Source organism: Nonomuraea sp. NPDC026600 (genome assembly GCF_040638335.1).
GTDB lineage: Bacteria > Actinomycetota > Actinomycetes > Streptosporangiales > Streptosporangiaceae > Nonomuraea.
In genome coordinates this window covers 345,395-371,937 of record NZ_JBEZYD010000007.1, presented here as the reverse complement: position 1 = coordinate 371,937, position 26,543 = coordinate 345,395, and the positions used below count along the sequence as shown (strand labels likewise).

Annotated in this window: 24 protein-coding genes; 14 read left to right on the top strand and 10 right to left on the bottom strand. The window is 68.8% G+C overall.

What is annotated here, in order from left to right; genetic code table 11:
* Window positions 1-5: 5 nt before the first annotated feature.
* Window positions 6-869 (bottom strand): RecB family exonuclease, encoded by an 864-nt coding sequence (locus tag AB0F17_RS20050; protein ID WP_358024890.1) that lies wholly within the window; start codon window positions 867-869, stop codon window positions 6-8.
* 156 nt (window positions 870-1,025) lie between these two features.
* Between AB0F17_RS20050 and AB0F17_RS20045 the strand changes: the two genes are divergently transcribed.
* Together AB0F17_RS20045 and AB0F17_RS20040 are read left to right on the top strand one after the other, a co-directional pair.
* Window positions 1,026-2,120, top strand: a complete 1,095-nt coding sequence (locus tag AB0F17_RS20045; protein ID WP_358024887.1) for a site-2 protease family protein — start codon at window positions 1,026-1,028, stop codon at window positions 2,118-2,120.
* Window positions 2,121-2,458: 338 nt separating this feature from the next.
* Entirely contained in the window at window positions 2,459-3,946 is a 1,488-nt protein-coding gene (locus tag AB0F17_RS20040) for an FHA domain-containing protein (RefSeq protein WP_358024884.1), read from the top strand.
* Window positions 3,947-4,509: 563 nt separating this feature from the next.
* On the opposite strand, the gene AB0F17_RS20035 is transcribed toward AB0F17_RS20040, so the two are convergent.
* The gene (locus AB0F17_RS20035) at window positions 4,510-5,019 is read right to left on the bottom strand and encodes a gluconokinase (protein WP_358024881.1); all 510 of its coding nucleotides are present in this window, start codon (window positions 5,017-5,019) and stop codon (window positions 4,510-4,512) included.
* Between the two features lie 117 nt (window positions 5,020-5,136).
* Between AB0F17_RS20035 and AB0F17_RS20030 the strand changes: the two genes are divergently transcribed.
* A complete protein-coding gene (locus AB0F17_RS20030; RefSeq protein WP_358024878.1) occupies window positions 5,137-5,838 on the top strand; it encodes an FCD domain-containing protein in 702 nt (233 codons plus the stop codon).
* A 428-nt stretch (window positions 5,839-6,266) separates the two neighbouring features.
* Here the strand turns inward: AB0F17_RS20030 and AB0F17_RS20025 are convergent, their stop codons facing one another.
* Window positions 6,267-6,764 (bottom strand): hypothetical protein, encoded by a 498-nt coding sequence (locus tag AB0F17_RS20025; RefSeq protein WP_358024875.1) that lies wholly within the window; start codon window positions 6,762-6,764, stop codon window positions 6,267-6,269.
* Between the two features lie 131 nt (window positions 6,765-6,895).
* Entirely contained in the window at window positions 6,896-7,987 is a 1,092-nt protein-coding gene (locus AB0F17_RS20020; protein WP_358024872.1) for a GNAT family N-acetyltransferase, read from the bottom strand.
* A gap of 55 nt (window positions 7,988-8,042) precedes the next feature.
* Between AB0F17_RS20020 and AB0F17_RS20015 the strand changes: the two genes are divergently transcribed.
* The 5 genes from AB0F17_RS20015 to dop all read left to right on the top strand — a co-directional run bounded on the left by AB0F17_RS20015 (window position 8,043) and on the right by dop (window position 14,764).
* Window positions 8,043-8,894 carry a tRNA (adenine-N1)-methyltransferase gene (locus AB0F17_RS20015; protein ID WP_358024869.1) on the top strand — a complete coding sequence of 284 codons (852 nt, stop codon included), beginning with the start codon at window positions 8,043-8,045 and terminating at the stop codon, window positions 8,892-8,894.
* Between the two features lie 204 nt (window positions 8,895-9,098).
* Window positions 9,099-10,862 carry a proteasome ATPase gene (gene arc / locus AB0F17_RS20010; protein ID WP_358024866.1) on the top strand — a complete coding sequence of 588 codons (1,764 nt, stop codon included), beginning with the start codon at window positions 9,099-9,101 and terminating at the stop codon, window positions 10,860-10,862.
* Window positions 10,863-10,957: 95 nt separating this feature from the next.
* Entirely contained in the window at window positions 10,958-11,989 is a 1,032-nt protein-coding gene (locus tag AB0F17_RS20005) for a pyridoxal-phosphate dependent enzyme (protein WP_358024863.1), read from the top strand.
* Window positions 11,990-12,038: 49 nt separating this feature from the next.
* Window positions 12,039-13,163 carry an acyltransferase gene (locus AB0F17_RS20000; RefSeq protein ID WP_358024860.1) on the top strand — a complete coding sequence of 375 codons (1,125 nt, stop codon included), beginning with the start codon at window positions 12,039-12,041 and terminating at the stop codon, window positions 13,161-13,163.
* An 86-nt stretch (window positions 13,164-13,249) separates the two neighbouring features.
* The gene (gene dop, locus AB0F17_RS19995; protein ID WP_358024857.1) at window positions 13,250-14,764 is read left to right on the top strand and encodes a depupylase/deamidase Dop; all 1,515 of its coding nucleotides are present in this window, start codon (window positions 13,250-13,252) and stop codon (window positions 14,762-14,764) included.
* A gap of 204 nt (window positions 14,765-14,968) precedes the next feature.
* Here the strand turns inward: dop and AB0F17_RS19990 are convergent, their stop codons facing one another.
* Window positions 14,969-15,373 (bottom strand): hypothetical protein, encoded by a 405-nt coding sequence (locus tag AB0F17_RS19990; RefSeq protein WP_358024854.1) that lies wholly within the window; start codon window positions 15,371-15,373, stop codon window positions 14,969-14,971.
* Between the two features lie 150 nt (window positions 15,374-15,523).
* Here AB0F17_RS19990 and AB0F17_RS19985 point away from each other — a divergent pair, with 150 nt between their 5' ends.
* Entirely contained in the window at window positions 15,524-15,733 is a 210-nt protein-coding gene (locus AB0F17_RS19985) for a ubiquitin-like protein Pup (RefSeq protein WP_358024851.1), read from the top strand.
* 32 nt (window positions 15,734-15,765) lie between these two features.
* A complete protein-coding gene (locus tag AB0F17_RS19980; RefSeq protein WP_358024848.1) occupies window positions 15,766-16,764 on the top strand; it encodes an endonuclease domain-containing protein in 999 nt (332 codons plus the stop codon).
* On the opposite strand, the gene AB0F17_RS19975 is transcribed toward AB0F17_RS19980, so the two are convergent.
* The 5 genes from AB0F17_RS19975 to AB0F17_RS19955 are packed head-to-tail and all read right to left on the bottom strand — an operon-like array spanning window position 16,740 to window position 22,023.
* Window positions 16,740-17,834: a DNA polymerase IV gene (locus tag AB0F17_RS19975; RefSeq protein ID WP_358024846.1), complete on the bottom strand. Its 1,095-nt coding sequence runs from the start codon at window positions 17,832-17,834 to the stop codon at window positions 16,740-16,742. The genes AB0F17_RS19980 and AB0F17_RS19975 overlap by 25 nt on opposite strands.
* Window positions 17,835-17,850: 16 nt before the next feature.
* Entirely contained in the window at window positions 17,851-18,894 is a 1,044-nt protein-coding gene (locus AB0F17_RS19970) for an ABC transporter ATP-binding protein (protein WP_358024843.1), read from the bottom strand.
* A complete protein-coding gene (locus tag AB0F17_RS19965; RefSeq protein ID WP_358024840.1) occupies window positions 18,891-19,709 on the bottom strand; it encodes a carbohydrate ABC transporter permease in 819 nt (272 codons plus the stop codon). Before AB0F17_RS19965 ends, AB0F17_RS19970 begins: the two co-directional genes overlap by 4 nt.
* Window positions 19,706-20,650 carry a sugar ABC transporter permease gene (locus AB0F17_RS19960; RefSeq protein WP_358024838.1) on the bottom strand — a complete coding sequence of 315 codons (945 nt, stop codon included), beginning with the start codon at window positions 20,648-20,650 and terminating at the stop codon, window positions 19,706-19,708. The genes AB0F17_RS19965 and AB0F17_RS19960 overlap by 4 nt, the downstream gene beginning before the upstream one ends.
* A gap of 8 nt (window positions 20,651-20,658) precedes the next feature.
* A complete protein-coding gene (locus AB0F17_RS19955) occupies window positions 20,659-22,023 on the bottom strand; it encodes an extracellular solute-binding protein (protein WP_358024835.1) in 1,365 nt (454 codons plus the stop codon).
* A gap of 171 nt (window positions 22,024-22,194) precedes the next feature.
* Between AB0F17_RS19955 and prcB the strand changes: the two genes are divergently transcribed.
* The 4 genes from prcB (at window position 22,195) to pafA (ending at window position 26,476) form a co-directional block, all read left to right on the top strand.
* Window positions 22,195-23,043 (top strand): proteasome subunit beta, encoded by an 849-nt coding sequence (gene prcB, locus AB0F17_RS19950; RefSeq protein ID WP_358024832.1) that lies wholly within the window; start codon window positions 22,195-22,197, stop codon window positions 23,041-23,043.
* Between the two features lie 20 nt (window positions 23,044-23,063).
* Window positions 23,064-23,855 (top strand): proteasome subunit alpha, encoded by a 792-nt coding sequence (gene prcA, locus AB0F17_RS19945; protein ID WP_358024968.1) that lies wholly within the window; start codon window positions 23,064-23,066, stop codon window positions 23,853-23,855.
* 362 nt (window positions 23,856-24,217) lie between these two features.
* Window positions 24,218-24,745 (top strand): hypothetical protein, encoded by a 528-nt coding sequence (locus AB0F17_RS19940; protein WP_358024829.1) that lies wholly within the window; start codon window positions 24,218-24,220, stop codon window positions 24,743-24,745.
* Between the two features lie 372 nt (window positions 24,746-25,117).
* Complete coding sequence (gene pafA, locus AB0F17_RS19935) at window positions 25,118-26,476, top strand: Pup--protein ligase (protein WP_358024826.1); 1,359 nt, start codon at window positions 25,118-25,120, stop codon at window positions 26,474-26,476.
* Window positions 26,477-26,543 lie beyond the last annotated feature (67 nt).

The following is a 26,543-nucleotide window of genomic DNA, read 5'->3' as shown; positions in this document are numbered from 1 at the left end:
GTCTCCTACAACTCGTCCGTGGCCGCCCGCCGCCGGCTGCTCCTGACCCTGTCGCCCGGCTGCCGGTCGGGCACCGGCGGCGGCGTGCCGCCGAACTCCGGGCAGAGCGCCTGATGGTCGCACCAGTCGCACAGGCGGCTGCGCCGCGCCCGCCACTCACCCGACTCCAGCGACCGCTCGATCGCCGTCCACAGCGCCCGCACCTTGCGCTCGGTGGCCAGCAGGTCGGCCTCGTCGGGCGCGTAACGCAGCACCTCGCCGCCGCCGCCCAGGTAGACCAGCTGCAGCAGCCTGGGCACCGAGCCACGCAACCGCCACAGCACCAGCGCGTAGAACTTCATCTGGAACAGCGCCTTGGCCTCGAAGTCGGGGCCCGGCGCGCTGCCGGTCTTGTAGTCGACGACCCGCACCTCGCCGGATGGCGCCACGTCGAGCCGGTCGACGTAGCCGCGCAGCATGAGGCCGCCGTCGAGGACCGCCTCCACATAGAGCTCCCGCTCGGCGGGCTCCAGCCGCGTCGGGTCCTCCAGCGTGAAATAACGCTCCAGCATCGCCCGCGCCTGAGACAGCCACGTCTCCTGCTCGGCGTCGTCGGCGAACATCTCCGCGTAGAGGGGGTCGTCGGCCAGCAGCCGCTCCCACTGGGGCGCCAGCAGCTCCAGCGCCGCCTCCACCGACCGGCGCGGCGCCGGCAGGTCGTACAGTCGCTCCAGGACCGCGTGGATCACCGTGCCGCGCACGGCGGCCGGTGAGGGCTTCTCCGGCAACTGGTCGATCACGCGGAAGCGGTAGAGCAGGGGACAGGTCATGAAGTCGCCCGCACGGGAAGGGGAGAGGGCTCCGATGATCACCGGTTCGGTCAACGTCATGCACCGCACTCTAGGTCAAGAGCCCGACAGAATAGGGGCCGCGAAGCGGGGATCACCCTGTGCGGCGCGTAGCATCAAGGCAGCGACAGGACGTATTGGACGGCAAGGAGCGCGGTGAGCGAGCAGAGCCCGCAGCAGGAATTTTCCGGTCTTCGGATGGGAAAGCCGTTCGGCATCCCAGTCTACGTGTCGTGGACGTGGTTCATCGTCGCGGCCTTCATCACCTGGATGTTCGGTGACCGGGTGCGCGGCATGCTGCCCGAGCTCGACGCCACCGCCGCCTACGCCGTCGCCTTCGTCTTCGCCGTCCTCCTCTACGTCTCGGTCCTGCTGCACGAGCTGGCCCACAGCGTGCTGGCCAAGTCCTACGGCCTGCCGGTCCGCCGGATCACCCTCTACCTGCTCGGCGGCGTGTCGGAGATCGAGAAGGAGCCGCCGACCCCCGGCAAGGAGTTCATGGTCGCGGCCGCCGGCCCCGCCCTCTCGCTCGGCCTGGCCGGCATCGGCCTGGCCGCCGACGTCTACCTGGTCAACGGCGGCGGCATCCCCGAGGTGCTGATCTGGCAGCTCTGGGTGGCCAACCTCATCGTCGGCGTGTTCAACCTGCTGCCCGGACTGCCGCTCGACGGCGGCCGGATGCTGCGCGCCGGAGTCTGGAAGCTGACCAGCAACGCCGGCACCGGCACCATCGCCGCCGCCTGGGGCGGCAGGGTGCTGGCCGTGCTGCTGGTCGCGTCGCCGTTCGCCATGGCACTGATGAGCGGGCAGGAAGTCGACCCCCGCGACCTGCTCTGGCCGCTGGTGCTGGCCTCCTTCATCTGGCTCGGCGCCACCCAGTCGCTGCGCGTGGCCCGCATCCGCGCCAGGATCCCGCAGGTCAACGCACGCACCCTGGCCCGCAGGGCGATCCCCGTCGCCGCCGAGACCCCGCTGTCTGAGGCGCTGCGCCAGGCCGCCGAGAAGCGGGCCGGCGCCCTCGTCGTCGTCGACCACGAGGGCCACCCCGTCGCGATCGTGCACGAGGCGTCCGTCCAGGCCACCCCCGAGCACCGCCGCCCCTGGGTGAACGCCGGCTCCATGGCCAAATCCCTGGAGCCGTCCATGGTGCTGGCCGCCGACCTGACGGGGGAGGCGCTCATCGACGCCATGCGCGAGGCCCCCGCCGGCGAATACCTGCTCGTGGAGCGCGGCGGCGAGATCTACGGCGTGCTCGCCACGGCCGACGTCAACCGTGTCTTCAGCGGCGTCTGATTTGTCCCACTCGTATATGCGGCAGCCCCCGACTAGTGTCGTGTCCAGTGATCAGGCGATTCCGGATCGCACCTGGCGGTTCGAGGATGCGACGACTGGCCGATAGTGTTCTGTTCGGCCAACTTGCACACTTGAGAGGTTTGTTGCGGTCCACCGGTTCACCGAATCGAGACGGGGCGGCCGCGACACCGCCTCGCCGTATGGGGTATGCGTATGGCTGGTGGCCGTCACGGCAGTGCGGATGCCGTGAAACCGCCGGCTTCCGGGGAGGAGAGTTGAGTGACCAAGCGCAGCGAGGGCACCGATGAGCGCAGCGCGGTCATCATGAAGGAGGAGTCATGACGGGCCAGGGCTTCGGGGCGGTGCGTCCGCTTCCCGGAGATGGGCTGGTCGCCTATCTGGGCGGGCTGTTGCTGGTGTGCGACGCGGCCGAGGCCGCGGCCGACGAACTGCTCAGGGCACTGCGCGAGACGGCCGACGCCGGGGGCGACGGCCGGGCGCTGGCCAGGCGCGCCGCCCAGGTGCTCGCGGCCAACATGACCGGCGACCCCGCCAACTGCGCGGTCGCGGGACCGGTCGGCGGCGGCGTGGCCGTCCTGGTCAGCGGCTCCGCGTCGGCCATGGTCACCACCGCGTCCGGCGAGACCCGGCTGGCCGGCAGCGACTCGCTGACCTGGGCCGACCGGCTCATCAACGGGCCGGTCCAACGCGTCGCGCTGCGCCTGCCCGGCGGCGGCGAGCCGCACCCCGCGGTCCAGTTCGACGGCGGCGTGGTGCACGGCGGCGGGCTGGTGGGCGACTTCGGCGACGTCCCCGAGCGGGCTCCGGCGCAGTCCAGGCCGCTGACCAGCGAGATGCCCAACACCGCCCTGCACTTCGAGCCAGAGCTGGTGGTGCCGCCTCCGGTGCAGAGGGCGCCTTATCCGCTGTCGGGCAACGACCAGCCCGCCACACCGTCGGGACCGCAGCCGTCCTCAGGCCCTTTGTTCAACCCCCAGCCTCCGTCCGGGCCGCAGCCGCAGCCCGTGCTGGAGCAGCCGCCGTTCCTGTCGGCGGTCCCCGACCTACCGCCCCCGGCCGAGCAGCCGAGCGGGTTCCCGACCTACGACGAGCCCGCGCCGGCGCTCTCGGGCAACGGCACGATGCCCGAGCAGTACGAGCAGCCCGCCTCCCCCTACGACCAGCCACGCGACGCCTACGACCAGCCGCGTGAGCAGTTCGACCAGCCCCGCGAGCACTTCGAGCCCCCTCGTGAGCACTTCGAGCCACCACGTGAGCACTTCGAGCAGCCCCGCGAGTTGTTCGAACAGCCGCCGCCTCCGCCTCCGCCCGCCCAGGAGGAGCACGGCGACCGGCAGCTCGTCTACGGGGTCGACTGCAAGAACGACCACTTCAACGACCCTCGCGTGCCCTACTGCGCGGTCTGCGGCATCGCGCTGGTCCAGCGCACGCTCGTACCGTACAAGGGGCCACGGCCCCCGCTCGGCGTCCTCATCCTCGACGACGGCACCGCGCTGCCACTGGAGAGCGACTACCTCCTGGGACGCGACCCCGAGCGCGCGCCGGAGGTGGCGGGCGGCACGGCCAGGCCCGCCAAGGTGACCAGCCCCGACGGCTCGGTGTCCCGCAGGCATCTGCGGGTGGCGCTCGACGGCTGGGACGTCAACCTGGTCGACCTCGGCTCGGTCAACGGCACCCAGATCCAGCCGCCCGGCGACCCGAACTTCTACGACATCCCGCCCAACGAGCCCGTCACCATCGTCCCGGGCACCACCGTCCGCGTCGGCGTCTCCCGCACCATGCGTTTCGAGGCCCACCGGGGATAAGTCCTCGTCCAGAACGCCCGCTCTCCTCTGGGGGTGCGGGCGTTCTTTTGTGAGTGGTCACGAGTGAAGGGCGGGCGTGATGTCTGCTCGTACGCCAAGCATCGGGCGCCCCCCGGTCACTTGCCTCCGCGGTCACTTGCCTCCCCGGGCATCAACGCCCCGGGCACGAGTTCGCCGGGTACCCGCGAATCGGCCACCCGCCGACCGGAGCTGGGGACCTTCAGGGGCACTCTTCCACCCTGCTTACGCCGACGTGGCGGTCTCGGCCAGGTGGCGACCCCGCGCGGTAGGGGCATCCTGATCATGACGTGGTGGCGCGGTTCCGCACTTGCCTGGGCGGCGCACCGCTGAGGGCCGCGCGGGCCCGCTCACTTCCGGGAGGCGCCCCGCTCGTGGCCGGGAGGCGGCCCCGGCCGTGGCCGGGATGCGCCCCCGCTCATAGCTGGGAGGCGCCCCCGCTCGTGGCCTGGATGAGCCCCCGCTCGTGGCCGGGTGGGGCGGTGGTTCCGCACATGGCCGGGCGGCGGCGCTGTCGGTTGGGTGGGAGCGTGTCGAGGGTGCGGTCAGGAGGCCGTGCGGGCGAGGTAGGCGTCCACGACGGCGTCGACCGTGAGGGACAGGTCGAGCGCGATGCCGCGTTCGTCGGGGCCGAGCGGTTCGAGGGCCGCGAACTGGGAGGCCACCAGCGACTCGGGCATGAAGTGCCCGGACCGGCCGGCCACCCGTTTCCTGATCATGTCGACGTCACCGTCGAGGTGCAGAAAGCTCACCTCAGGAGCGGCTTCCCGCAGCAGGTCGCGGTAGCGCCGCTTCAGCGCGGAACAGCCCGTCACGGCCCCGGTGGCGGCGTGCTCGGCGAGCCAGGCGCCCACCGAGCGCAGCCACGGCAGCCGGTCGGTGTCGTCGAGGGGTATTCCGGCGGACATCTTGGCGACGTTCGCCGGGCTGTGGAAGTCGTCGGCGTCGGCGAACGGCACCCCGAGGCGTTCGGCGAGCGCGGCCCCGACCGTGGACTTGCCGGATCCCGTCACCCCCATCACGACAATGAGCGGCGGGCGGCGTGAGTCGTCCATACGGGGCACCCTCTCGAGCTCGGCTGCGCGCCGACCTGGATTCGTAACATCATATCAATCAAGCGGAAGCAGCTAATAAATCATACCTTTGACGCCGATCCGTGTGAGGATGGACCTGTGGGAGTCGCGGACGAGAGCCTGCATGGTGCCGTGCTCGGCAAGCTGGGCGCTCTCGTGGTCGCGGGCGAGTACGCCACCGGGCAGGTGCTCAGGATCGAGCAGTTGGAGGCCCGGTTCGGGGTGTCACGCACGGTCGTGCGCGAGGCCGTACGAGTCCTGGAGTCCATGGGCCTGCTCAGCAGCCGCCGGCGCGTCGGCGTCACGGTGTCGCCCCGCGCCTCCTGGAACCTGTTCGACCCGCGCGTCATCCGCTGGCGGCTCGACGGCGGCGAACGCGAATCGCTGCTCCGCTCCCTCGGCGAGCTCCGCCTCGGCGTCGAACCCGTCGCGGCCGCCCTGGCCACCGCCCACGCCACTCCCGAGCAGTGCGGCCGGTTGACCGAGGCGGTCATGTGGATGTCCGTCCACGGCAGGGCCGGCGACCTGGAGTCCTACCTGGCCGCCGACATCCTGTTCCACCGCACGCTGCTCGAGGCCTCGGGCAACGACATGTTCGGCGGCCTCTCCACGGTGGTGGCGGAGGTGCTGGCGGGCCGTACGCACCACCGCCTGATGCCGGCCTTCCCGGAGCCGGCGGCGATCCGCCGGCACGCGGAGGTCGCCCAGGCGGTCCAGGCCGGTGACGCCGCGGAGGCGCGACGCGCGATGCTCGACATCGTCGAGGAGGCGACGCGCGCCATGCTCGGCCCCGGCGGCTGACGCGCTGATTCTCCTGACGCCGGATCAGGCAGGCGATGCGTTATTGATGATGGGGCACTCACGGTTCTGCGGGGCGGCACGAGGCCATATGTACCGCCGATTGCAGCGGTCGCTCATGTACGAACTAGGCGGTCCGCATAGCCCCATTCCGTGCCGGTCTGCCCGCTATTAGCCCGGCCGGGTGCGGTGTCCCGGTTCTGCCGACTGCTGAGCGTCAGGATGGCGCTGAGCAGCGTGGGTGGCGAGGATCCGGGGCCCCGCCTCGGGCGTACGAAAGCACGCGCCAGCGCACTCTTATCCATTTCTGAGGAAATATCGTAAAGGGCCGGAAAATCTTCTGTTGCTGGATTCTTCGCGCAATCGGACCTGCCTGGAAGGTCATCCGTATTCGCGCGATCCGGCCCGTGCCAAACCCGGCCCAGCGCCATTCATACGCGAGGGAAAGCCTGCACGCCGCGTAACAGGCGTACCGCGGCCTCCAGCCCGCTGGCGGCCTCCAGGGCCCGGCCCGCGGCGGTGGCGAAGCGGCTCAGCAGGTGCTCGTCCGGGTCCCCGAATCGGCGCCCCGCCACCCACAGGAACGCGTGGTCCCTCGTGGCGAGCGGCAGCGGCATGGCCAGGAAACCCGGCTCGCCCATCGACGGATCCGGCACGATCAGCACCGGGCCGGAGGCCGAGACGAGCATCTTGAGCACCCCGGACTCCTCCAGCCACGGGCGCACCCGCAGCGGATCGACCGGTGGCGCGTGCACGTTGACGGCGTGGGCGACCTCCCGCAGCTGGTCCACCTGGACGAATCCCGCGTAGGCCGTTCCGGTGACCGCGGCGGCGGTCCGGCTCAGCCTGTCGATCAGTCCCGCGGAGTCCAGACAGGAGAACGAGGCGATGAGTTCACGCATGGCGACGTCGACACGGTTGTAAGGCATCGCTGTATCCCTCGGCGGAGGGGAGAACGAGATCGCGCGGCCCGATCACGCGAATCCCAGGGGCGGTGACCCTGAGTCTCGCCGTCGGCGTGTCACTTGACCAGCCCCCAACTGGAAATCGGAATTTTCCGTCACCGGGGACGCAGGCGGAGCCACTCCAGCTCGTCCGACCGGGTTCCGTCCTCCCTGGGGAACAGCTCCCGGTGCGTCAACTCCCGGACGAACCCGGCCCGCTCCAGCACCTGCTGCGAAGGCTGGTTGCCCAAGTCGGTCCCGGCCACGATCCGGTGCAGCGGGGTGTTGGCGAACGCCCAGTCCACCAGCAGTCGCACGGCCCGCGTCATGAACCCCCTGCCCCGGAACTCCGGCAGCAGCGAGTAGCCGATCATGCCCTGCCCGATCATCGGCTGTACCTGCACCAGTTGCAGGTGCCCCGCGAACTCCCCGGACACGGCGTCCCTGATCGCCAGCTCGACCCGCTGCCCCGACACCCACCAGTAGCCGGTGTAGCGGCAGCGCCGCTCGTTGTCCGCCAACGTGGTGGGCGGCCCGAACGCGTAGGCGGCCACGCTCGGCTCCCGCATCATCCGCTGGAAGTCGGGGGCGTCGGCCACCTCCATCGGCGCCAGTCGCACCACCCCGTCGCTCAGCTCGCCACCGTCGAAGAACGGCAGGTACGGCTCGGCCGCCACGCCGGGGTCGCGCCGGATCCTGGCGAGTGTGATGATGTCGGTGCGGCGCCCGTCACGCATGACCTTGGCGTCACGCCTGCGCCCCTCCTCCTGGAAACCGGCCTTGAAGGCGACCCGCAGGCTGGCGATGTTCTCCACCGCGGCGCTCAGCTCCACGCGCTCGACCCCATGGTCGAACAGCCAGTCGGTCACCGCCCGCGTCGCCGTGGTCACCACGCCCTTGCCGCGTGCCCACGGCGCGGCCAGGTAGCCGATCTCGGCCACGCCCCAGGCATCGGGCGGCCGGACGCCGATGGCGCCGACGTAGTGGCCGTTCTCGGTGATCGTGAACTCGGCGCCGCCGTCCGCCCACTTCGCCGTCGCCGCACGCAGGTAGTCACGCGCGTCCTGCAACGTGTACGGCGACGGCAGGACGTACAGAAACCGCGCCGTCACCGGGTCGTCGCACGCGCGGACGATCGCCTCGGCGTCGGAATCGGCGGGGCGTCGCAACACCAGGGAACCAGTGGAGATCACTTCGCGCGGAAACATCCCTCATAGATATCGCGCGTCGAGGCGTGCTCGAAAGCCCTATAACCTTGCGGCCATGGGTTTCCGCAGGCATGGGCCGTTTCAGGCGGGGGATCAGGTGCAGCTCACCGACCCCAAGAACAAGCGCCACACGATCACGCTCAAAGAGGACGGCGTCTTCCACACGCACAAGGGCGCCATCCCCCACAGCGAGCTGATCGGGCAGCCCGAGGGCTCCGTGGTGCGCTCCTCCGGCGGTACCCAATACCTCGCGTTCCGGCATCTGCTCCAGGACTACACTCTGGCCATGCCGCGCGGCGCCGCCGTGATCTACCCCAAGGACGCCGCGCAGATCGTCGGCATGGCCGACATCTTCCCCGGCGCCCGGGTGATCGAGGCCGGCGTCGGCTCCGGGGCGCTGACCTGCTTCCTGCTGCGCGCCGTCGGCCCTGAGGGCCACGTCACCTCCTACGAGCGGCGCGAGGAGTTCGCCGACGTCGCGCGCAAGAACGTGGAGAAGTTCTACGGCGGCTCCATGGACGACACCTGGCGCCTCGTCGTCGGCGACCTGGTCGCCTCGATCGACGAGGTGGACGTCGACCGCATCATCCTCGACATGCTCGCCCCGTGGGAGTGCGTGGACGCCGCCGCCAAGGCCCTCACACCGGGCGGCGTCATCTGCTGTTACGTGGCCACGACCACCCAGATGTCCAAGACTGTCGAGGCGATTCGGGATCACGGGAGTTTCACGGAGCCCCATGCGTGGGAGACCCTGGTTCGCGACTGGCATGTCGAAGGGCTCGCCGTAAGACCGGATCATCGGATGATCGGCCACACCGGGTTCCTCGTCAGCGCCCGCCGCATGGCGGACGGCGTGGCGCCGCCGCCACGCCGTCGACGACCGAAGGGGACCACCGAGGAACTATGACAATTTGGCTACGAGGCCGCGTTGGTGCGTGACACGGGAACAGATCGTCGTGTTCATATGCTGGCACTGTTAAACGCACTATTAGGGATTATTCGCCGAACACAGATTGTCACACGACGAACACTGCCCGGCCAGGTTACGGAGGGGCCCGAGATAGGTAAGGTCCTAAGTAGTCGCCCTCGACTGGGAAGGAGGTGACGGGGCGTGGCAGCTCGCGATGATGCTGAGGCTCGAGCCGCGCAGCGCGAACGGGAGGTCGCTGATCTTTCAACACAGGTCTCCTTCCTCCAAGAGGAGATCACCGCGCTGAGGCGGAAGCTGGCCGAGTCACCCCGTCAGGCCAGAGTCCTTGAAGAACGTCTCCACGAGGCGCAGGCGAACCTCGCGGCCGTCACCGGCCAGAACGAGCGCCTGGTGTCCACACTCAAGGAGGCCAGGGACCAGATCGTTGCCCTCAAGGAAGAAGTCGACCGGCTGGCGCAGCCGCCATCCGGGTTCGGCACCTTCCTCGAGGCCAGAGAAGACGGCACGATCGAGGTGTTCACCGGCGGCCGCAAACTGCGGGTGAACGTCAGCCCCGCCGTCGACGTCGAATCGCTCAGCCGTGGCCAGGAGGTCATGCTGAACGAGGCGCTCAACGTGGTCGAAGCCCTCGGCTACGAAGAGGTCGGCGAGATCGTGATGCTCAAGGAGCTCCTCGACCAGGGGCAGCGCGCACTGGTCATCTCGCACGCGGACGAGGAGCGCGTCGTGCGGCTCGCCGAGTCGCTGGTCGGGCAGCCGATCAGGGCAGGCGACTCACTGTTGCTCGAACCCCGCTCGGGCTACGTCTACGAGCGGATCCCCAAGTCCGAAGTCGAAGAGCTCGTGCTCGAAGAAGTCCCCGACATCTCCTACGAGGAGATCGGTGGCCTGATGAGGCAGATCGAGCAGATCAGGGACGCCATCGAGCTGCCCTACCTGCACGCCGACCTGTTCCGCGAGCACAAGCTGCGTCCACCCAAGGGCGTCCTGCTCTACGGCCCGCCCGGCTGCGGTAAGACGCTCATCGCCAAGGCCGTCGCCAACTCCCTGGCCAAGCAGGTCGCGGAGAAGACCGGCCAGGAAGGCAAGAGCTTCTTCCTCAACATCAAGGGCCCCGAGCTGCTCAACAAGTACGTCGGCGAGACCGAGCGGCACATCCGCCTGGTCTTCCAGCGGGCCCGCGAGAAGGCCTCAGAGGGCACTCCGGTGATCGTGTTCTTCGACGAGATGGACTCGATCTTCCGCACCCGAGGCTCCGGTGTCTCCTCGGACGTCGAGAACACCATCGTTCCCCAGTTGCTGTCGGAGATCGACGGTGTCGAGGGACTGGAAAACGTCATCGTCATCGGCGCCTCCAACCGCGAGGACATGATCGACCCGGCGATCCTGCGGCCCGGCCGCCTGGACGTCAAGATCAAGATCGAGCGGCCGGACGCCGAGGCGGCGAAGGACATCTTCTCCAAGTACCTCATCGCCGAGCTCCCGCTGCACCCCGAGGACCTCTCGGAGCACAGCGGCTCCCGCGAGGGCACCATTCACGGCATGATCCAGAGCGTCGTGGAGCGCATGTACACCGAGAGCGAAGAGAACCGCTTCCTCGAGGTGACCTACGCCAACGGCGACAAGGAAGTCCTCTACTTCAAGGACTTCAACTCCGGCGCGATGATCCAGAACATCGTCGACCGGGGCAAGAAGATGGCCATCAAGCAGTTCCTGGAGAGCGGCCAGAAGGGCCTGCGGGTGCAGCACCTGCTCGCGGCCTGCGTGGACGAGTTCTCCGAGAACGAGGACCTGCCCAACACCACCAACCCGGACGACTGGGCCCGCATCTCCGGCAAGAAGGGCGAGCGGATCGTCTACATCCGCACGCTCGTGTCGGGCAAGCAGGGCGCGGAGGCGGGTCGTTCCATCGACACCGTCGCCAACACCGGCCAGTACCTGTAGCAGGCTGCTGAGAAGGGCCGCGCGGATCTCCGCGCGGCCCCTTTTCACGTGCGGGCCGGGCCGGCGCGCACCTCCGGCTTCGTACGATGATTTCCATGAGCACGAGCTGGCTGAACCCCGCCCGCACGCCGTACACCGCGCGAGACCGCGCCCTCATCGGCGTCGAGCACGCCCGCCAGGCCCGCGCCCACTTCGAGACCCACCGCCGCTACCGGCCCACCCCGCTCCACCCCCTGCCCGCCCTGGCCCGCGCGGCGGGCGCCGGGACGGCCGGCGTCAAGGACGAGAGCGGGCGGCTCGGGCTCGGCAGCTTCAAGGCGCTCGGCGGCGCGTACGCCGTGCACCGCCTCGTCCAGCGTGGCGAGGCCGACGCGAGCACTACCTTCGTCTGCGCCAGCGCGGGCAACCACGGCCTGTCCGTCGCCGCCGGGGTGCGCGAGATCGGCGGCACCTTCGTCGTCTACCTCGGCCACGACGTCCCCGAACCCTTCGCCGACCGCCTGCGCGCCCTCGGCGCGGAGGTACGGCGGAGGGGCGGCGACTACGACCAGAGCATGTTCGCCGCGCAACAGGCCGCCGACGACAACGGATGGCAGCTCGTCTCCGACAGCTCCTGGGACGGCTACACCACCGTCCCCCTCGACATCATGCGCGGCTACACCGTCCTGTTCGACGAACTGGCCGAGGCGCCCACCCACGTGTTCGTCCAGGCCGGAGTCGGCGGGCTCGCCGCCGCGGCCGCCGCCTACACCCGCGACCGCTGGGGCGAACGGCCCGCCATCGTCGTCGTCGAACCCGAAGGCGCCCCCTGCCTGCTCGAAAGCGCCCGCGCCGGCGAACCCGTCCACGTCGAAGGCTCGCCCACGACGCTCGGCCGCCTGGACTGCCGTGAACCGTCCCTGATCGCCTACGGGCTCCTGTCCCACCTGGCCGACGCCTTCGTCACCATCACTGACGCCGAGGCCGCCGCTGCCGCCGACCGGCTGGTGGCCGAGGGGGTCTCCGTCTCGCCCTGCGGCGCCACCGGAGCCGCCGGCCTGCTGGCACTCGACGCCGCCACCCGCCGGGCCCTCCGCCTCGACTCCAGCGCGCGGATCCTCCTCATCGGCACCGAGGGACCCGTGTGAGAATTGGGACCAACGGAACCAAAGTGATCGTTGTGCCGTCCAACAGGGCGTGCAACCACCCAACCGGCCGAGGCACGTCCGAGGGGACGGCCGGCTGGCCGAGCTCGACCTGCTGCGATTCGTCGCCGCTCTGGCGGTGCTCGCCTTCCACTACCTGATCGCGTTCGCCTCCGTCTGGGGAGAGCGGCCCGCCGAGCTCTTCCCCGCCGTCGCCCCGATCGCGGGGCTCGGCATCCTCGGCGTCGAGCTGTTCTTCGTCATCAGCGGCTTCGTCATCCTCATGAGCGCGTGGGGGAGGGGGCTCGGGGCGTTCGCCCGGAGCAGGTTCGTCCGGCTCTATCCCGCCTACTGGCTCAGCCTGGCCGCCGTCGCGGTTCTCTACGGCCTCACCGGCGCCAAGGCGCTGGACCCCAAGCTTTCGCCAGGGGAGTACCTGGTGAACGCCAGCATGTTCCAGCGCCTGTTCAAGGTCATGGACGCCAGCGGCGTGTACTGGTCGCTCTGGGCCGAACTCCGCTTCTATCTGCTCATGGCCGTCCTCGTCATCATCGGCGTCACCTACGGCCGCGTCATGATCTTCGCCGGCCTCTGGCTGGCCGCCGCGCTCGGCGCCGAACTGCTCGGCAACGAGGTGCTCAACGAGATCGTCATGCCCCGCTACGCCCCCTACTTCGTCGTCGGCATGTCCCTCTACCTCGTCCACAAGAACCGCAACGCCGTGCTGCCCTGGCTCTACGTCGCCGGTGGTTATGTGTTGTCGGTCCACTCGGCGCTCGAACGCGTCCACGGCCGGATCAAGCTCGCCGGCATCAGGAGCATGCCCGTCAGCGACCTCAGCGTGATCATCACGATCACGATCGTCTTCGCCGTCATGTCGCTCGTCGCGCTCGGCGCTCTCCGGCTGCGGCCGTCCAGAACGCTCGCTGCGCTCGGCGCGACCACATACCCGCTCTATCTCTTCCATTCCGTCGTCGGAGTCGCTCTCATCCCGCTCCTGGCCGCCAGAATGGCCCCATGGGCCGCCGCCCTCACCACCGCCCTCGCGGCCGTACTCCTGTCGTATCTCGTCTACTCCCTCGCTGAACGCCCCATCCAGCGCCTCCTTAAGCCACGCAGACGTCCACAAACCCCACCAGCTTCCGCCGTAAATGTGGAAAAGGCTGCGGTGCCATAACTCTGTGACCCTGGGGCACTGTGAAGGGCATAGGCTCGGGCATATAAACGGCGGATAGACCGATCCGGACGAACAGAGGGTGTTGCATGACGGTGCGTCGGGTGATGGGCATCGAGACCGAGTACGGCATCTCCGTACCAGGTCAGCCAGGCGCCAACGCGATGGTCACGTCCTCGCAGGTGGTGAACGCCTACCTGGCGGCCTCCGCCGCCAGAGCGCGAAGGGCGAGGTGGGACTTCGAAGAGGAGAACCCCCTGCGCGACGCTCGCGGCTTCGACCTGGCCAGAGAGGTCGCCGACCCCAGCCAGCTCACCGATGAGGACCTTGGCCTGGCCAACGTCATCCTCACCAACGGCGCCCGGCTCTACGTCGACCACGCCCACCCCGAATACTCCACGCCCGAATGCACCAACCCCCGCGCCGCCGTCATCTGGGACAAGGCCGGCGAACGCGTCATGTACGACGCCGCCCAGCGGGCCTCGGCCATCCCGTCCAACGCGCCCATTCAGCTCTACAAGAACAACACCGACGCCAAGGGCGCCAGCTACGGCTGTCACGAGAACTACCTCATGCGGCGCGCCACCCCCTTCGCCGACATCGTCCGCCACCTCACCCCGTTCTTCGTCTCCCGCCAGGTCGTCGTCGGCGCGGGCAAGGTCGGCATCGGGCAGGACTCGCGCGGCGAAGGCTTCCAGATCAGCCAGCGGGCCGACTTCTTCGAGGTCGAGGTCGGCCTGGAGACCACGCTCAAGCGGCCGATCATCAACACCAGGGACGAGCCGCACGCCGACCCGGAGAAGTACCGGCGGCTGCATGTGATCATCGGCGACGCCAACATGTCGGAAATTTCGACATACCTGAAGCTGGGTTCCACGGCCCTCGTCCTCGCCATGATCGAAGACGGCTTCCTCAGCCGCGACCTCGCCGTCGAGAACCCCGTCCAGGCCCTTCGCGCCGTCTCCCACGACCCCACCTGCCGCTACGAGATCCCCATGCGCGACGGGCGCAGGCTCACCGCCATCCAGCTGCAGATGGAATACCTCGAACAGGCCCGCAAGTACGTCGAGGAACGCGGCACCGCCCAGGAAGAGATGAACAAGGACATCCTCGACCGCTGGGAGTCCATCCTCACCCGCCTGGCCGAAGACCCCATGCAGCTCTCCCGGGAGCTCGACTGGGTCGCCAAACTCGAACTCCTCGAGGGCTACCGCACCCGCGACTCGCTCGCCTGGACCCACCCCCGGCTGCAGCTCGTCGACCTCCAGTACTCCGACATCCGCCCCGACCGCGGCCTCTACAACCGCTTGGTGGCCCGCGGCCGCATGCAGCGGCTCGTCACCGAGGACGACGTCCAGCGCGCCGTCGAGAACCCGCCCACGGACACCCGCGCCTACTTCCGCGGCCGCTGCCTGCGCCAGTACAGCGAGTCCGTCGCGGCCGCCTCCTGGGATTCGGTCATCTTCGACATCCCCGGCCGCGAGTCGCTCCAGCGCGTACCGACCCTCGAACCGCTCCGCGGCACCAAGGCCCACGTGGGCGAACTCTTCGACCGCTGCCGCACCGCCGCCGACCTGGTCGCCGCCCTCACCGGCGGAGATTAACCGCCGTACGTCTCCGGCCCCCCGCCGTCGCGGCGGTCACTTCGTACGAGCCGCTTCTTTACGGCACGGCACGGGAAGACGCCGACGCGCGCACGTGGCCGGGCCCTGTCCAGGGGAACGCTTCTCCGGCGATACGTGGCCGGGCGCCGTCACGTCGCGCTCTCGGCCGCCTACGTTCCCCTTCCGGTGCCCGGAGCCGTCCGCTCAGAGCAGGCCCACGCCCAGCGTCAGCGTGCCCACCGCCAGTGCCGCGCCACCCGCCACCGTCAGCCAGATGAGCTTGCTCGGCTTCGTGTCACTGGGGCGGACCACCGACAGGAAGAAGCCGAGCGGCATCAGGATTGGGGCGGCCACGATGAGCGTGCGCACCAGGCCCTTCAGGCCGTCCGAGAGGTCCGCCTGATCCACGTAGAGCATCGCCACGAGGCTGAACAGCACCAGCACGCCCGCGTGAGCGTGCCCCGCCCGCCAAAGGCTGCGGCGCACCGGATTGTCGTTGTAGCCGGGTACGTTCCGCATCAGGAACGTCAGCAGCGACACGCCGCCGAAGGCCACCGCGGGGACTGTGATGAGGAGCACACCTGCCGTGCTCAGGGACGAGGGGGACATCGAAACCTCCTGTAGGGCAGGGGTCTCATTATTGGATAGGAGTACTATCTAGTCAAGTCGGCAAGATCGCGGGACGTTCGGCGCGAAATGTCGCCCGGTTCGGGGAAGATATGCCTAGAGAGCAGTCCCCCAAGCGGAGGTAGGTAGGACATGGCAAGCAAGGACACCGGTGGTCAGAAGCGGGCTGGTCGGCGCGAGAGCGAGGTCGAGGAGACCGAGGCGTCGGCGGCACCGGACGTTCAGGAGCGCCAGGAGAAGCTAACCGACGATGTCGACGCGATCCTGGACGAAATCGACGAAGTTCTCGAAGAGAACGCAGAGGAGTTCGTCAGGTCGTATGTGCAAAAAGGCGGACAGTAGGGGATAAAACGGACTAAAGGGGGGAGGGTTGGGTGGACGTGCCCGCCGAGGCTAAGTGGTGCCCGGACTGTGAGGAGGTGAAGGGGGTCTCTGAGTTCGGGCTTAACAAGCGCATGAGTGATGGGCTTGCGCGGTACTGCAGGGAATGCTTTAAGGTCCGCTCTCTGCGGAGTTACCGGAAGCGCAAGGCCGAGCAGGGGAAGACCGTTCGCGAGAAGGTCGAGGTGCCTGCTGGGCACAAGTACTGTCCGCGGTGCGCGGAAGTTAAGGCGTGGGATGGCTTCGGGCGCAATCGTGCCAGCAACGATGGATTGACTGACTACTGCAAGCCGTGTCACTCCCGTGTGATGCTGGAAAACAAGATCAAGAATCATGGTAGCCAGCGGAACTATATGCTCAAGCTCCGCTACGGCATCACCGAGGACGACTTCGACCGCATGCTTGCCCAGCAGAATGGGCTATGTGCTATCTGCCAGGTGGTTCCGGGCACGTTTGTGGATCACTGTCACACGAGCGGGCTGGTTCGCGGGATTCTCTGTTTCAACTGCAACAACGGGTTGGGGCATTTCGGTGACAACACCGTCCTGCTCGAACTCGCGGCTCACTACCTAGACGGCGAGATCTTCTGGCCGGAGTTCGTGATCCTGCCTGAGCAGCGGCGCGATGACAGGCCTGTGGCGCCGACCAGGACCTATCACCTGTCCCAGCGCTATCGAATGCGCCACGAGGACGTCGAGCGCATGATCGCCGATCAGTACGGGCTGTGCGTCGTGTGCTGGGGTCGCCCGCCCGAGCATGTCGATCACTGTCACCGTACGGGCAATGTGCGCTATGCCCTGTGCTTGCCGTGCAACTCTGGCATCGGCCAGTTCAGGGACGACTCTGGGGTGGTGCGGCGTGCGTGGGCCTACATCGAGGCGACCGTGGAGTGGCTGGACATCGAGGATGTGTCCGAGGAGGAGATCCAGGAGTTCATCCGTGCCGATGAGGAGATGCGGTCCGACTTCTATGAGCGAGCGGTCCGGGTCTGATCGGGCGGGGCGTAGTCGACGGCCACGCCGAGGAGGCGGACCGGCCGGGTGAGGTCGAAGCGGTCGAGCGCGGTGAGGGCGGCGCGTGACAGCTCGGCCGCGTCGCTGGTGGGCAAGGGGAGCTTGGACTGGCGGCTGCGGGTGAGGAAGGGTGTGAATCGTACTTTCACCGATACTCGGACGATGATCCGTCCCGCGGCGGTCGCGTCTGCGGCGACCTGTCTGGCCAGTGTGGCTACCTGGGTGGAGATTTCGGCGCGGTCGGTGAGGTCCTCCGGGAAGGTGGTCTCCCGGCTGTGCCCGCGGGCGATCCAAGGGGTGGTGACGACTTCGGCTTCGCCTCTGCCGAGGGCGAGGTAGCGATACCAGGGGCCGTTCGTGGGGCCGAAGCGGCGGGCCAGGTCGGCGGGGTCGGCGGCGGCGAGCTGGGCGACCGTGTGGAGTCCCAGGTCGGCCAGCTTTTTGGCGATCTTGGCGCCGATGCCCCAGAGCGCGTCGGTGGGCCGGTCGTTCATGATCTCGGCCCAGTTGTCGCTGGTGAGGCGGTAGACGCCGGCCGGTTTGGCGAACGCGGAGGCGAGTTTGGCCTGGTGCTTGTTGTCGCCGATGCCGACGGAGCACGACAGCGCGGTCTTGGCCAGGACGGCCTGCCGGAGGGTGGCGGCGAGTGCTTCGGGGTCGTCGGTCCGGGCTCCGATGAACGCCTCGTCCCAGCCCCAGACCTCGACCAGGACGGGGAACTCACGCAGCGTGGCCATGACCCGTTCGGACGCGGCCTCGTAGGCGGGTGGGTCGCTGGGCAGGAAGACGGCGTCGGGGCAGCGTCTGAGCGCGGTGCGCAGCGGCATGCCGGAGTGGACGCCGTGCTCGCGGGCTTCGTAGGTGGCGGTGGCGGCGACGGTGCGCGGCTGGGTGGGGTCGCCGGAGCCGCCGACCACGACGGGTTTGCCGCGGAGCTCGGGGTGGCGCAGGATCTCGACGGCGGCGATGAACTGGTCGAGGTCGACGTGCAGGATCCAGTCCTTGATGGACGTGCGGTCCTCGGCGGGCGTCCGGACCTTGGCGGACATGGTGTCCAGTATGCCGTCAGGGGTGGAGCAGCCGGTCGTCGCGGTAGAGGAGCGAGCGGCGGGGGAGCGCCCAGGCGGGGGTGCCGATGGGGGGTTCGTCGCCTTCGGGGACGACGGCCTGGATGAGAGTGCGGTCCGTTTCGAGGGTGACCAGGGTGCTGGTGCCGAGGTTCTCCAGGACGGAGACGGTGCCGGGGAAGGCGCCGGGGCGGGCTTCGAGCAGGAGTTCCAGGTATTCGGGCCGCGCCCCGTACACGAGATCGCCGTCGGGGACACCTGCCGGGGCGGGGAGGACGGCGCCGGCGACGTGGAGGGCGCCGGAGGTGATCTTGCCGGGCAGCAGGTTCATGGGGGTGGAGCCGATGAAGGCGGCGACGAAGGTGGTGGCGGGACGCTGGAACACCTCCGCGGGGGTGCCGATCTGGATCATCCGGCCATGGGACATGACGGCGATGCGGTCGGCGAGGGCGAGGGCTTCGGCCTGGTCGTGGGTGACGAAGACGGTGGTGACGGCGAGTTCGCGCTGCAGCCGTTTGAGGAAGGTACGGGCTTCCAGACGGAGCCGCGCGTCGAGGTTGGACAGGGGTTCGTCGAAGAGGAAGGCGGTGGGGTGGCAGGCGATGGCGCGGGCGAGGGCGACGCGCTGCTGCTGGCCGCCGGACAACTGGGCGGGGCGGCGGTGGAGGAGGTCGGGCAGGCTGAGGCGCCGGGCGACCTCCGCGGCCTTGGCGGCGCGTTCCTGGCGGGGGACCTTCCTGATGCGCAGAGGGTAGGCGATGTTCTCGGAGACGGTCATGTGGGGGAAGAGGGCGTAGTCCTGGAAGACCATGGCGACGTCGCGGCGGCCGGGCGGCAGCGTGGTGACGTCGGTGGCGTTGATGCGGACGCTGCCCGAGGTGGGGGTCTCCAGGCCCGCGATGGTGCGCAGGAGGGTGGTCTTGCCGCAGCCCGACGGGCCGAGCAGGGCGAAGAACTCGCCGTCGGCGATGGTGAGGTCGAGGGCGTCGAGGGCGCGCACTCCGCCGGCGAACACCTTGGTGAGGCCGTGCAGCGAGATCACCGTTTGATCCCTCCGTGGAAGCGGAAGCCGTACCGCTGGGAGACGAACAGGTACATCGCCACCACCGGCAGCGAGTAGAGCAGGGAGAAGGTGGAGATGAGGTCGAGTCTGGGCGAGCCGCCCTCGGTGTAGAGGGTGTAGAGGATGACGGAACCGGGGGCTTTGTCGGGGTCGCGCAGCAGGATGAACTGGAACAGGAAGCCGCCCCAGACGCTGGCCAGGGCCCAGACGGCGATGGTGGCCAGGCCGGGCCGCACCAGCGGGATCACGATGTGGCGCAGGATCTGCAGCGGCGAGGCGCCGAAGACGCGTGCGGACTCCTCGTAGGTGGTGGGCGTCTCGTCCATGAAGTCCTTGAGGATGAAGATGGCGGCCGGCAGCAGGCCGCCGGAGACGACGAGGATGACGCCGAGGTGGGTGTCGATGAGGTCGAGCCGGGTGGCGAGCTCGAAGATGGGCACCATGGCGGCGGTGCCGGTGACGACGGACGACAGCAGCAGGAGCACGTAGAGCAGCACGTCGCGGCCCGGGATGCGGACCCTGGACAGGGCGTAGGCGGCCAGGGCGGCCAGGACGACGACGAGCGCGGCGGCGCCGCCGCCCTGGATGAGGGAGTTGCGGATGGAGCCGAGCGCGTAGGGGTTGTCGAGGATGGCGGCGAAGTTGCGCAGCGTGAACTCGGGGAGGGACGTGGTGATCGCCGGCGTGGCGTCGAAGGGGGCGCTGGCCAGCCAGAGCATGGGCAGCGTGAAGAAGGCCAGGACGACGGCGACGAACACGGTGGCGGCGAGCCGTCCGACGGTGTGCCGGATCATGCCGGTGGTCTTCCCGCCGCGCGGCGCCGGCCGCGCAGCAGCCGCAGGTATGCCAGGGCGAAGAGGAGGTTGATGAGCAGGATGAGGAAGGAGACGGCGGCGCCCACGCCGAGTTCTCCGCCTTTGAGGGCGATGTTGTAGACGTAGACGGGCAGGATCTCGGAGCGTCCTTCCGGGCCGCCGCCGGTCAGGACGAACGGGGTGAAGTCGTTGAACGTCCACAGGCTGATCAGCAGCAGGTTCGTCAGCACGTGCCGCCGGATGAGCGGGAAGACCACGTCACGCAGTTGCTGCGGCACGGAGGCGCCGGCCAGGCGGGCGGTTTCGAGGTGCGAGGGCGGCACGTTCTCCAGCGCCGCGGCGTACAGCATCATCGAGAAGGCGGTGCCGCGCCAGATGTTGAAGACGACGATGGACAGCAGCGGATAGTCCAGCAGCCAGCCCAGCCCGGGCGTGTGCAGGAGCGCGTTGAGGGTGCCGTCGTCGCGGTCGAGCAGGGCGAACCAGAGGAAGCCGACGACTGTGCTGGGCAGGATCCAGGACAGCAGCACGACGCCTTCGACGGCCCGTCGCAGCGGCCCGCCGCGGGTGCGCAGCAGCCAGGCGAGGGTGAAGCCGAGCCCGGCCTGGCCGAGGACGGCGGAGCCGCCGACGTAGACGACGGTGAGCCACAGCGAGCTGAGGAAGCGCGGGTCGCTCAGCGCGCGGGTGTAGTTGCCGAGGCCGACGACCTGGGGGTCGGCGGCGGCCAGGCCGGTGAGGCGATAGTCGGTGAGCCCGAGGTAGATCGTCCAGAGGGCGGGGAAGACGAGGAAGACGCCGATGAGGACGAGGGCGGGCAGGACGAATCCGGCCGCTCTCGCCCTGCCCAGCCCGGCCGCGTCAGTGTTAATGGCAATCCTCCGGATCGCGGTTCGGTCGCTGGAGTCCTCACGGTTCATCGCTGGAGTCACCCGGAGACGTGGTCCGCGCCACCGACCAGTCCCTCCAGCTTGGCCTGGTAGGCGGCGGCCGCCTCGTCGGCGCTCTTGCCGCTGACGATCGCCGCGGTGGCCTCCTGCAGGGCGACGGAGACCTGCGGGTAGACGGCGAGGCCGGGGCGGTAGGCGGTGATGGGCAGCACCTCGTCGGCGACGTACTCCAGCATCGGGTCGGCGTGGAGCACCTCGCCGTTGACGTCGCTTCGGGAGCTGATGCGCGCCTGCCCGGCGAGCTGCGACTTGGTGGCCGCCGCGGAGTGCATGAACGCGAGCAGTTCCCAGGCCAGCTTGGGGTTCTTGGAGAACGGGTTCAGCACCCGTACCGCGCCGCCTGACATGCTGGCGAAGTCCTGGCCGCGGATGGCGCCGCCGGGGTTCTTGGCCGGGATCTTGGCGAAGCCGACGGCCGAGTCGCGGTCCGCCATGGGGGCGACCCCGGCCTTCGGCTCGATGACGGATCGCCAGAAGTAGTCGCTCTCGGCCAGGATGCCGATCTTGCCGGCGGCGAACTGGGCGAAGGACTTGTCGCGCCCCTTGGCCTCCTGCTGCAGCTTGGGGTCGCTGAGCCCGGAGGCGTAGAGCCGCTGGTAGAAGCCGAGCACGTCCTTCATGGCCGGGGAGGCGCCGGTCCACTTGCCGTCGGTGTAGATCTCGGACCCGGCGGCGGCGAGGAGGGGGAGCACGCCCTGCATGGTGGTGGCCTCGCCCATGGCGGTGCCGGCGTTGATCTGGATGGGGGTGGGCACGCCCGCGGCCTTCAGCCTGCCGCCGGCTGCGAAGATGTCCTCCCAGCGGGTGGGCTGCCACGGGTCGGGCAGGCCGGCCTTCTTGAACAGGGTCTTGTTGTAGAACAGGACGCGGCCGTCGGTGCCCTGGGGCAGGCCGTACTTCTTGCCGTCGAAGATGCCGAGCCCTTGTACGGCCTGCGGGATCTGCGACCAGCCCTCCCAGGAGTCGACGGCGGGCCCGCCCACGTCGGTGAGCGGCCTGATGTAGCCGGCCTGGGCGAATTCGCCGACCCAGATGCCGTCGAGGTCGATGACGTCGGCCCCGGCCTTCGACTTGAGGTCGAGCGCGATCTTGGTCTTGTACTGCTCGTCGTCGACGCCGCTGGGCTGGAAGAGCACTTTGACGTTCTGGTGGGCCTGCTCGAAGCCGGGGATCACCCATCGCTTGATCCAGTCGGCGGACTCGGAGTTCTTGCCGCCGGAGATCGAGTTGGCGGCGATGACGAGGGTGACGTCCTCCCCTCCGGCTGGGGCGCCAGATCCGCAGGAGCTGAGCGCCAGGATGGTGAGAACCGCGATCACCGCAGGTCGGCTGGGGAGCCGCATGTCGGCCTCCTGTTCAGGACGTGCAGACATACCGACAATCGCACGGGCTCTACTGGGCGTAAAGAAACGATCTGGTGAACGGTTCGCCGTGGGCTGATCGTGGGAAGTGCAGACTGCGACGCAACATGAGTAGGGTCCCTTTAGGGACAGTGACGTTTGGGAGGGAGTCGCGTGGCATCGCACATGGATCTGCCCACCGGCTTGATGGACCAGCTTTTCCACAACACCGGGAGTTCCTCGTTCACGGAGTTCGTCGGTTCGCACGCGCCGGGGCTGCTTCCGGTGCGTGGTGAGATTCTGGCCACGCCGATCGGCGACCAGGTTCCGCACGCGACGACCATCGTCGCCGCCACGTTCGCGGGCGGCGTGGTCATGGCGGGCGACCGGCGGGCGACGTCCGGCAACATCATCTCTCAGCGTGACGTGGAGAAGGTGTTCAGGACCGACGACTATTCGTGCATGGGCATCGCCGGCACGGCCAGCACGGGCATCGAGATGGCCCGGCTCTACCGGGTGGAGTTGGAGCACTACGAGAAGCTGGAGGGCCGCACGCTATCGGTCAACGGCAAGGCCAACCGGCTGGCGGCGATGATCCGCGGCAATCTCGCCATGGCGATGCAGGGGCTGGTGGTGGTGCCGCTGTTCGCCGCCTACGACGCGGAGCGGGACGGCGGGCGGATCTTCAGCTACGACGTGGCGGGCGGGCCCTACGAGCGTGACCGGTTCGACGCGATCGGTTCGGGTTCGATCTTCGCGCGTGGGTCGATGAAGAAGCTCTACCGCGACAGGGCGTCGGCGGCCGACATGGCGATGACGTTGATCCAGGCGCTGTACGACGCGGCGGACGACGATTCGGCCACCGGCGGGCCCGATGTGACGCGGAAGATCTGGCCGATCGTCTCGGTGATCGACGCCGACGGCTTCCGACGGCTGGCGGAGGAAGAGGTGACCGGCTACGTCGAGCACATGCTCGAAGCGCGCCTCATCTCCCCTGACGGCCCCATCGCCCCGCTGCGCTAGAAAGGACCCCATCCGTGTCCATGCCTTTTGGATATGCGTCCCCTGAGCAGATCATGCGGGACAAGGCCGACTACGCGCGCAAAGGCATCGCGCGGGGCCGCAGTGTCGTCGTGCTGCAGTACGAGGACGGCATCCTGTTCGTCGCCCCCAACCCCTCACGGGCGCTGCACAAGATCAGTGAGATCTACGACCGCATCGGGTTCGCGGCGGTGGGCCGCTACAACGAGTTCGAGGAACTCCGGCTGGGCGGCATCCGCTACGCCGACATCAACGGCTACACCTACGACCGCTCCGACGTGACGGGCCGCGGGCTGGCCAACCTGTACGCCTCCAACCTGGGCCGCATCTTCACCGAGTCGATCAAGTCGCTCGAGGTGGAGGTCGTGGTGGCCGAGGTGGGCGACGCGCCGGACGGCGACGCGATCTACCGGCTGACGTTCGACGGCTCCGTCTTCGACGAACACGGCTTCGCGGCCATGGGCGGCCAGGCGGAGGCGGTGGGGACGCGGCTGAAGGAGGGCTACCGGGAGAGCATGCCGCTGGCCGACGCGCTGGAGGTGGCCCTGACGGCCCTCACGGAGCCCGGTGGGGAGCGACCGCCGGTGGGGCAGCTGGAGGTGGCGGTGCTGGACCGCAACCGCGAGCACCGCAAGTTCCAGCGGCTGGTGGGGCCGCGCCTGGAGCGCCTCCTGGCCGCCCGGCCGGGCGCCGCGGCCGGCGGCGGCTCTCCGCTCGAAGCCGACGACTCCGGATCCGACACGCCACCCCCGACCGGCCCCGAGGGCGACGTCGACGACGGCACGTCGCTCTGACCACTCGACACTCGGGCGGGCGGTCATCGCTCGCCCGAGTGCTGGTTCCGCCGTGTGATTCCGTCCCGCTCGGGCGCTGGTCTCATCATCTGGTTTTCGTCCCGCTCGGGCGCTGGTCCCGTCCTATGGTTTTCGTCCCGCTCGGGTAGGCGGTCTTCGCCCGCCCGGGCCTTTTTTCTTTTGTACGGCAGGCATGGGGCACCCCCATCCACCGCACGGGCCGGCGTCTGTCCAGGGAGACGCTCCTCCGGTGATGCGGGGCCGGGCGCCGTGACGAGACGGCAGCCAAACCATGGTCCAATGTGACCTGGTTCACACTGATTTGGGAGAACCGGCGGGCGGCATCGCGTATCGAAGAGAGCGTGAATAACCCAATGCGCACCCTCCTGGCAGGCGCCGCCGCAGCAGCCGTCGTCCTGACCGCCGGTACGGCCGCGAATGCCGCCACCACGGACGTCCCCAAGTTCAAGGCGCCCAAGGCCTTCGGCACGACCTTCCAGACCGATCCGAAGCACGACTTCACCAAGCACATCTCCTCCCGGCACGACGGCATCCTGCGTGGCCTGATCACGCACCTCAGCGGCAGCACCGCTGAGTACACGCCGGTGAAGTGGAAGAAGGGCACCGTGACGGAGGGGCAGTTCGTCACTCCGCCCGAGGGTGACGTGATGGCCTACTCGTCGCCGATCGCCAAGAACGTGGTGTTCCTGTCGGCGTTCGGCTGCAAGGTGGCCGAAGGCGAGCTCACGATCGGCAAGAAGGACGCTCTCGGCGTCAAGAGCTGCTCGAGGTCCATCCTGATCAAGCGGCACAAGCGCGCCGCCCACCCGTCGCTGATCACGGTCTACAAGGGCGAGATCGTCAAGGTTCAGGAGATCTACACCCCCTGACGCCCCGGCGGCTCATGGCTTGGCCGCCGTCTCGTCACGGCGCCCGGCCCCGCATCACCGGAGGAGCGTCTCCCTGGACAGACGCCGGCCCCGTGCGGTGGATGGGGGTGCCCCATGCCTGCCGTACAAAAGAAAAAGGGTTCAGGCGCCCACCCGGACGCGACGGGAACCAGGGCGCGGGACCAGGGCTTGAGCGGGCGAAGACCTACCCGAACGGAACGGGGACCGGAAGCGCGGGCGGGGCGGGGACCAGAAGCGCGCGGGGTGTCGACCTGCGGATGGTCATCTGGGGGATGGCCATCTGACGAGGGCGCGTGGGAAACACCGGGAAGATCTCTCCCGCTTGTCGATCCGTGGGCATAGTGTGAGGTGATGGATCGTCGCATCTTCGGGCTGGAGAACGAGTACGGCGTGACCTGCACGTTCAGGGGACAGCGCAGGCTGTCCCCCGACGAGGTCGCGCGCTACCTGTTCCGGCGGGTCGTGTCCTGGGGCCGATCGAGCAACGTCTTCCTCCGCAACGGCGCACGTCTGTACCTCGACGTGGGCAGCCATCCTGAATACGCAACACCCGAGTGTGACAACGTCATCGAACTCGTCACCCACGACAAGGCCGGCGAACGCATCCTCGAGGGACTCCTCGTCGACGCCGAGAAGCGGCTGCGCGAAGAAGGCATCGCCGGTGACATCTATCTCTTCAAGAACAACACCGACTCAGCGGGCAACTCCTACGGCTGCCACGAGAACTACCTGGTCGGCAGGCACGGCGAGTTCGGCCGGCTGGCCGATGTCCTGATCCCGTTCCTGGTCACCCGGCAGATCATCTGTGGCGCGGGCAAGGTGCTGCAGACGCCGCGCGGTGCGGTCTACTGCGTGTCGCAGCGGGCCGAGCACATCTGGGAGGGCGTCTCCTCGGCGACGACCCGGTCCAGGCCGATCATCAACACGCGCGACGAACCGCACGCCGACGCCGAGCGGTTCCGCCGCCTGCACGTCATCGTCGGTGACTCGAACATGAGCGAGGCCACCATGCTGCTCAAGGTCGGCGCCACCGACCTGGTGCTGCGCATGATCGAGGCGGGCACGGTGATGCGCGACCTGTCGCTGGAGAACCCGATCAGGGCCATCCGCGAGGTCTCCCACGACATGACCGGGCGGCGCCGGGTACGGCTGGCCAACGGCCGCGAGGCGTCCAGCCTGGAGATCCAGATGGAATACCTGTCGAAGGCCAAGGACTTCGTCGACCGGCGGGGCGGCGACCCGATCGCCCGCCGGGTGCTGGAGCTGTGGGAGCGGACGCTGCACGCGGTCGAGACCGGCAACCTCGACCTGGTGGCGCGCGAGATCGACTGGGTGACGAAATACCAGCTCATCGAGCGGTATCGCAAGAAGTACGACCTGCCGCTGTCGTCGCCGAGGGTGGCGCAGCTCGACCTGGCCTACCACGACGTGCACCGCAAGCGCGGCCTGTTCTACCTGCTGCAGAAGCGCGGGGCGGTGGAGCGGGTGGCGTCCGACCTGAAGATCTTCGAGGCCAAGTCGGTGCCACCGCAGACGACCAGGGCGCGGCTGCGGGGCGAGTTCATCCGGAAGGCGCAGGAGAAGCGGCGCGACTTCACCGTCGACTGGGTGCATCTCAAGCTGAACGACCAGGCGCAGCGCACGGTGCTGTGCAAGGACCCGTTCCGCAGCGTCGACGAGCGAGTGGACAAGCTCATCGCCGGAATGTAGCGACTGGTTTACCCCGGCCCTACTTGGATGTCGGATAGGGTGACGCGAATCTGACGTCTTTCCGAGG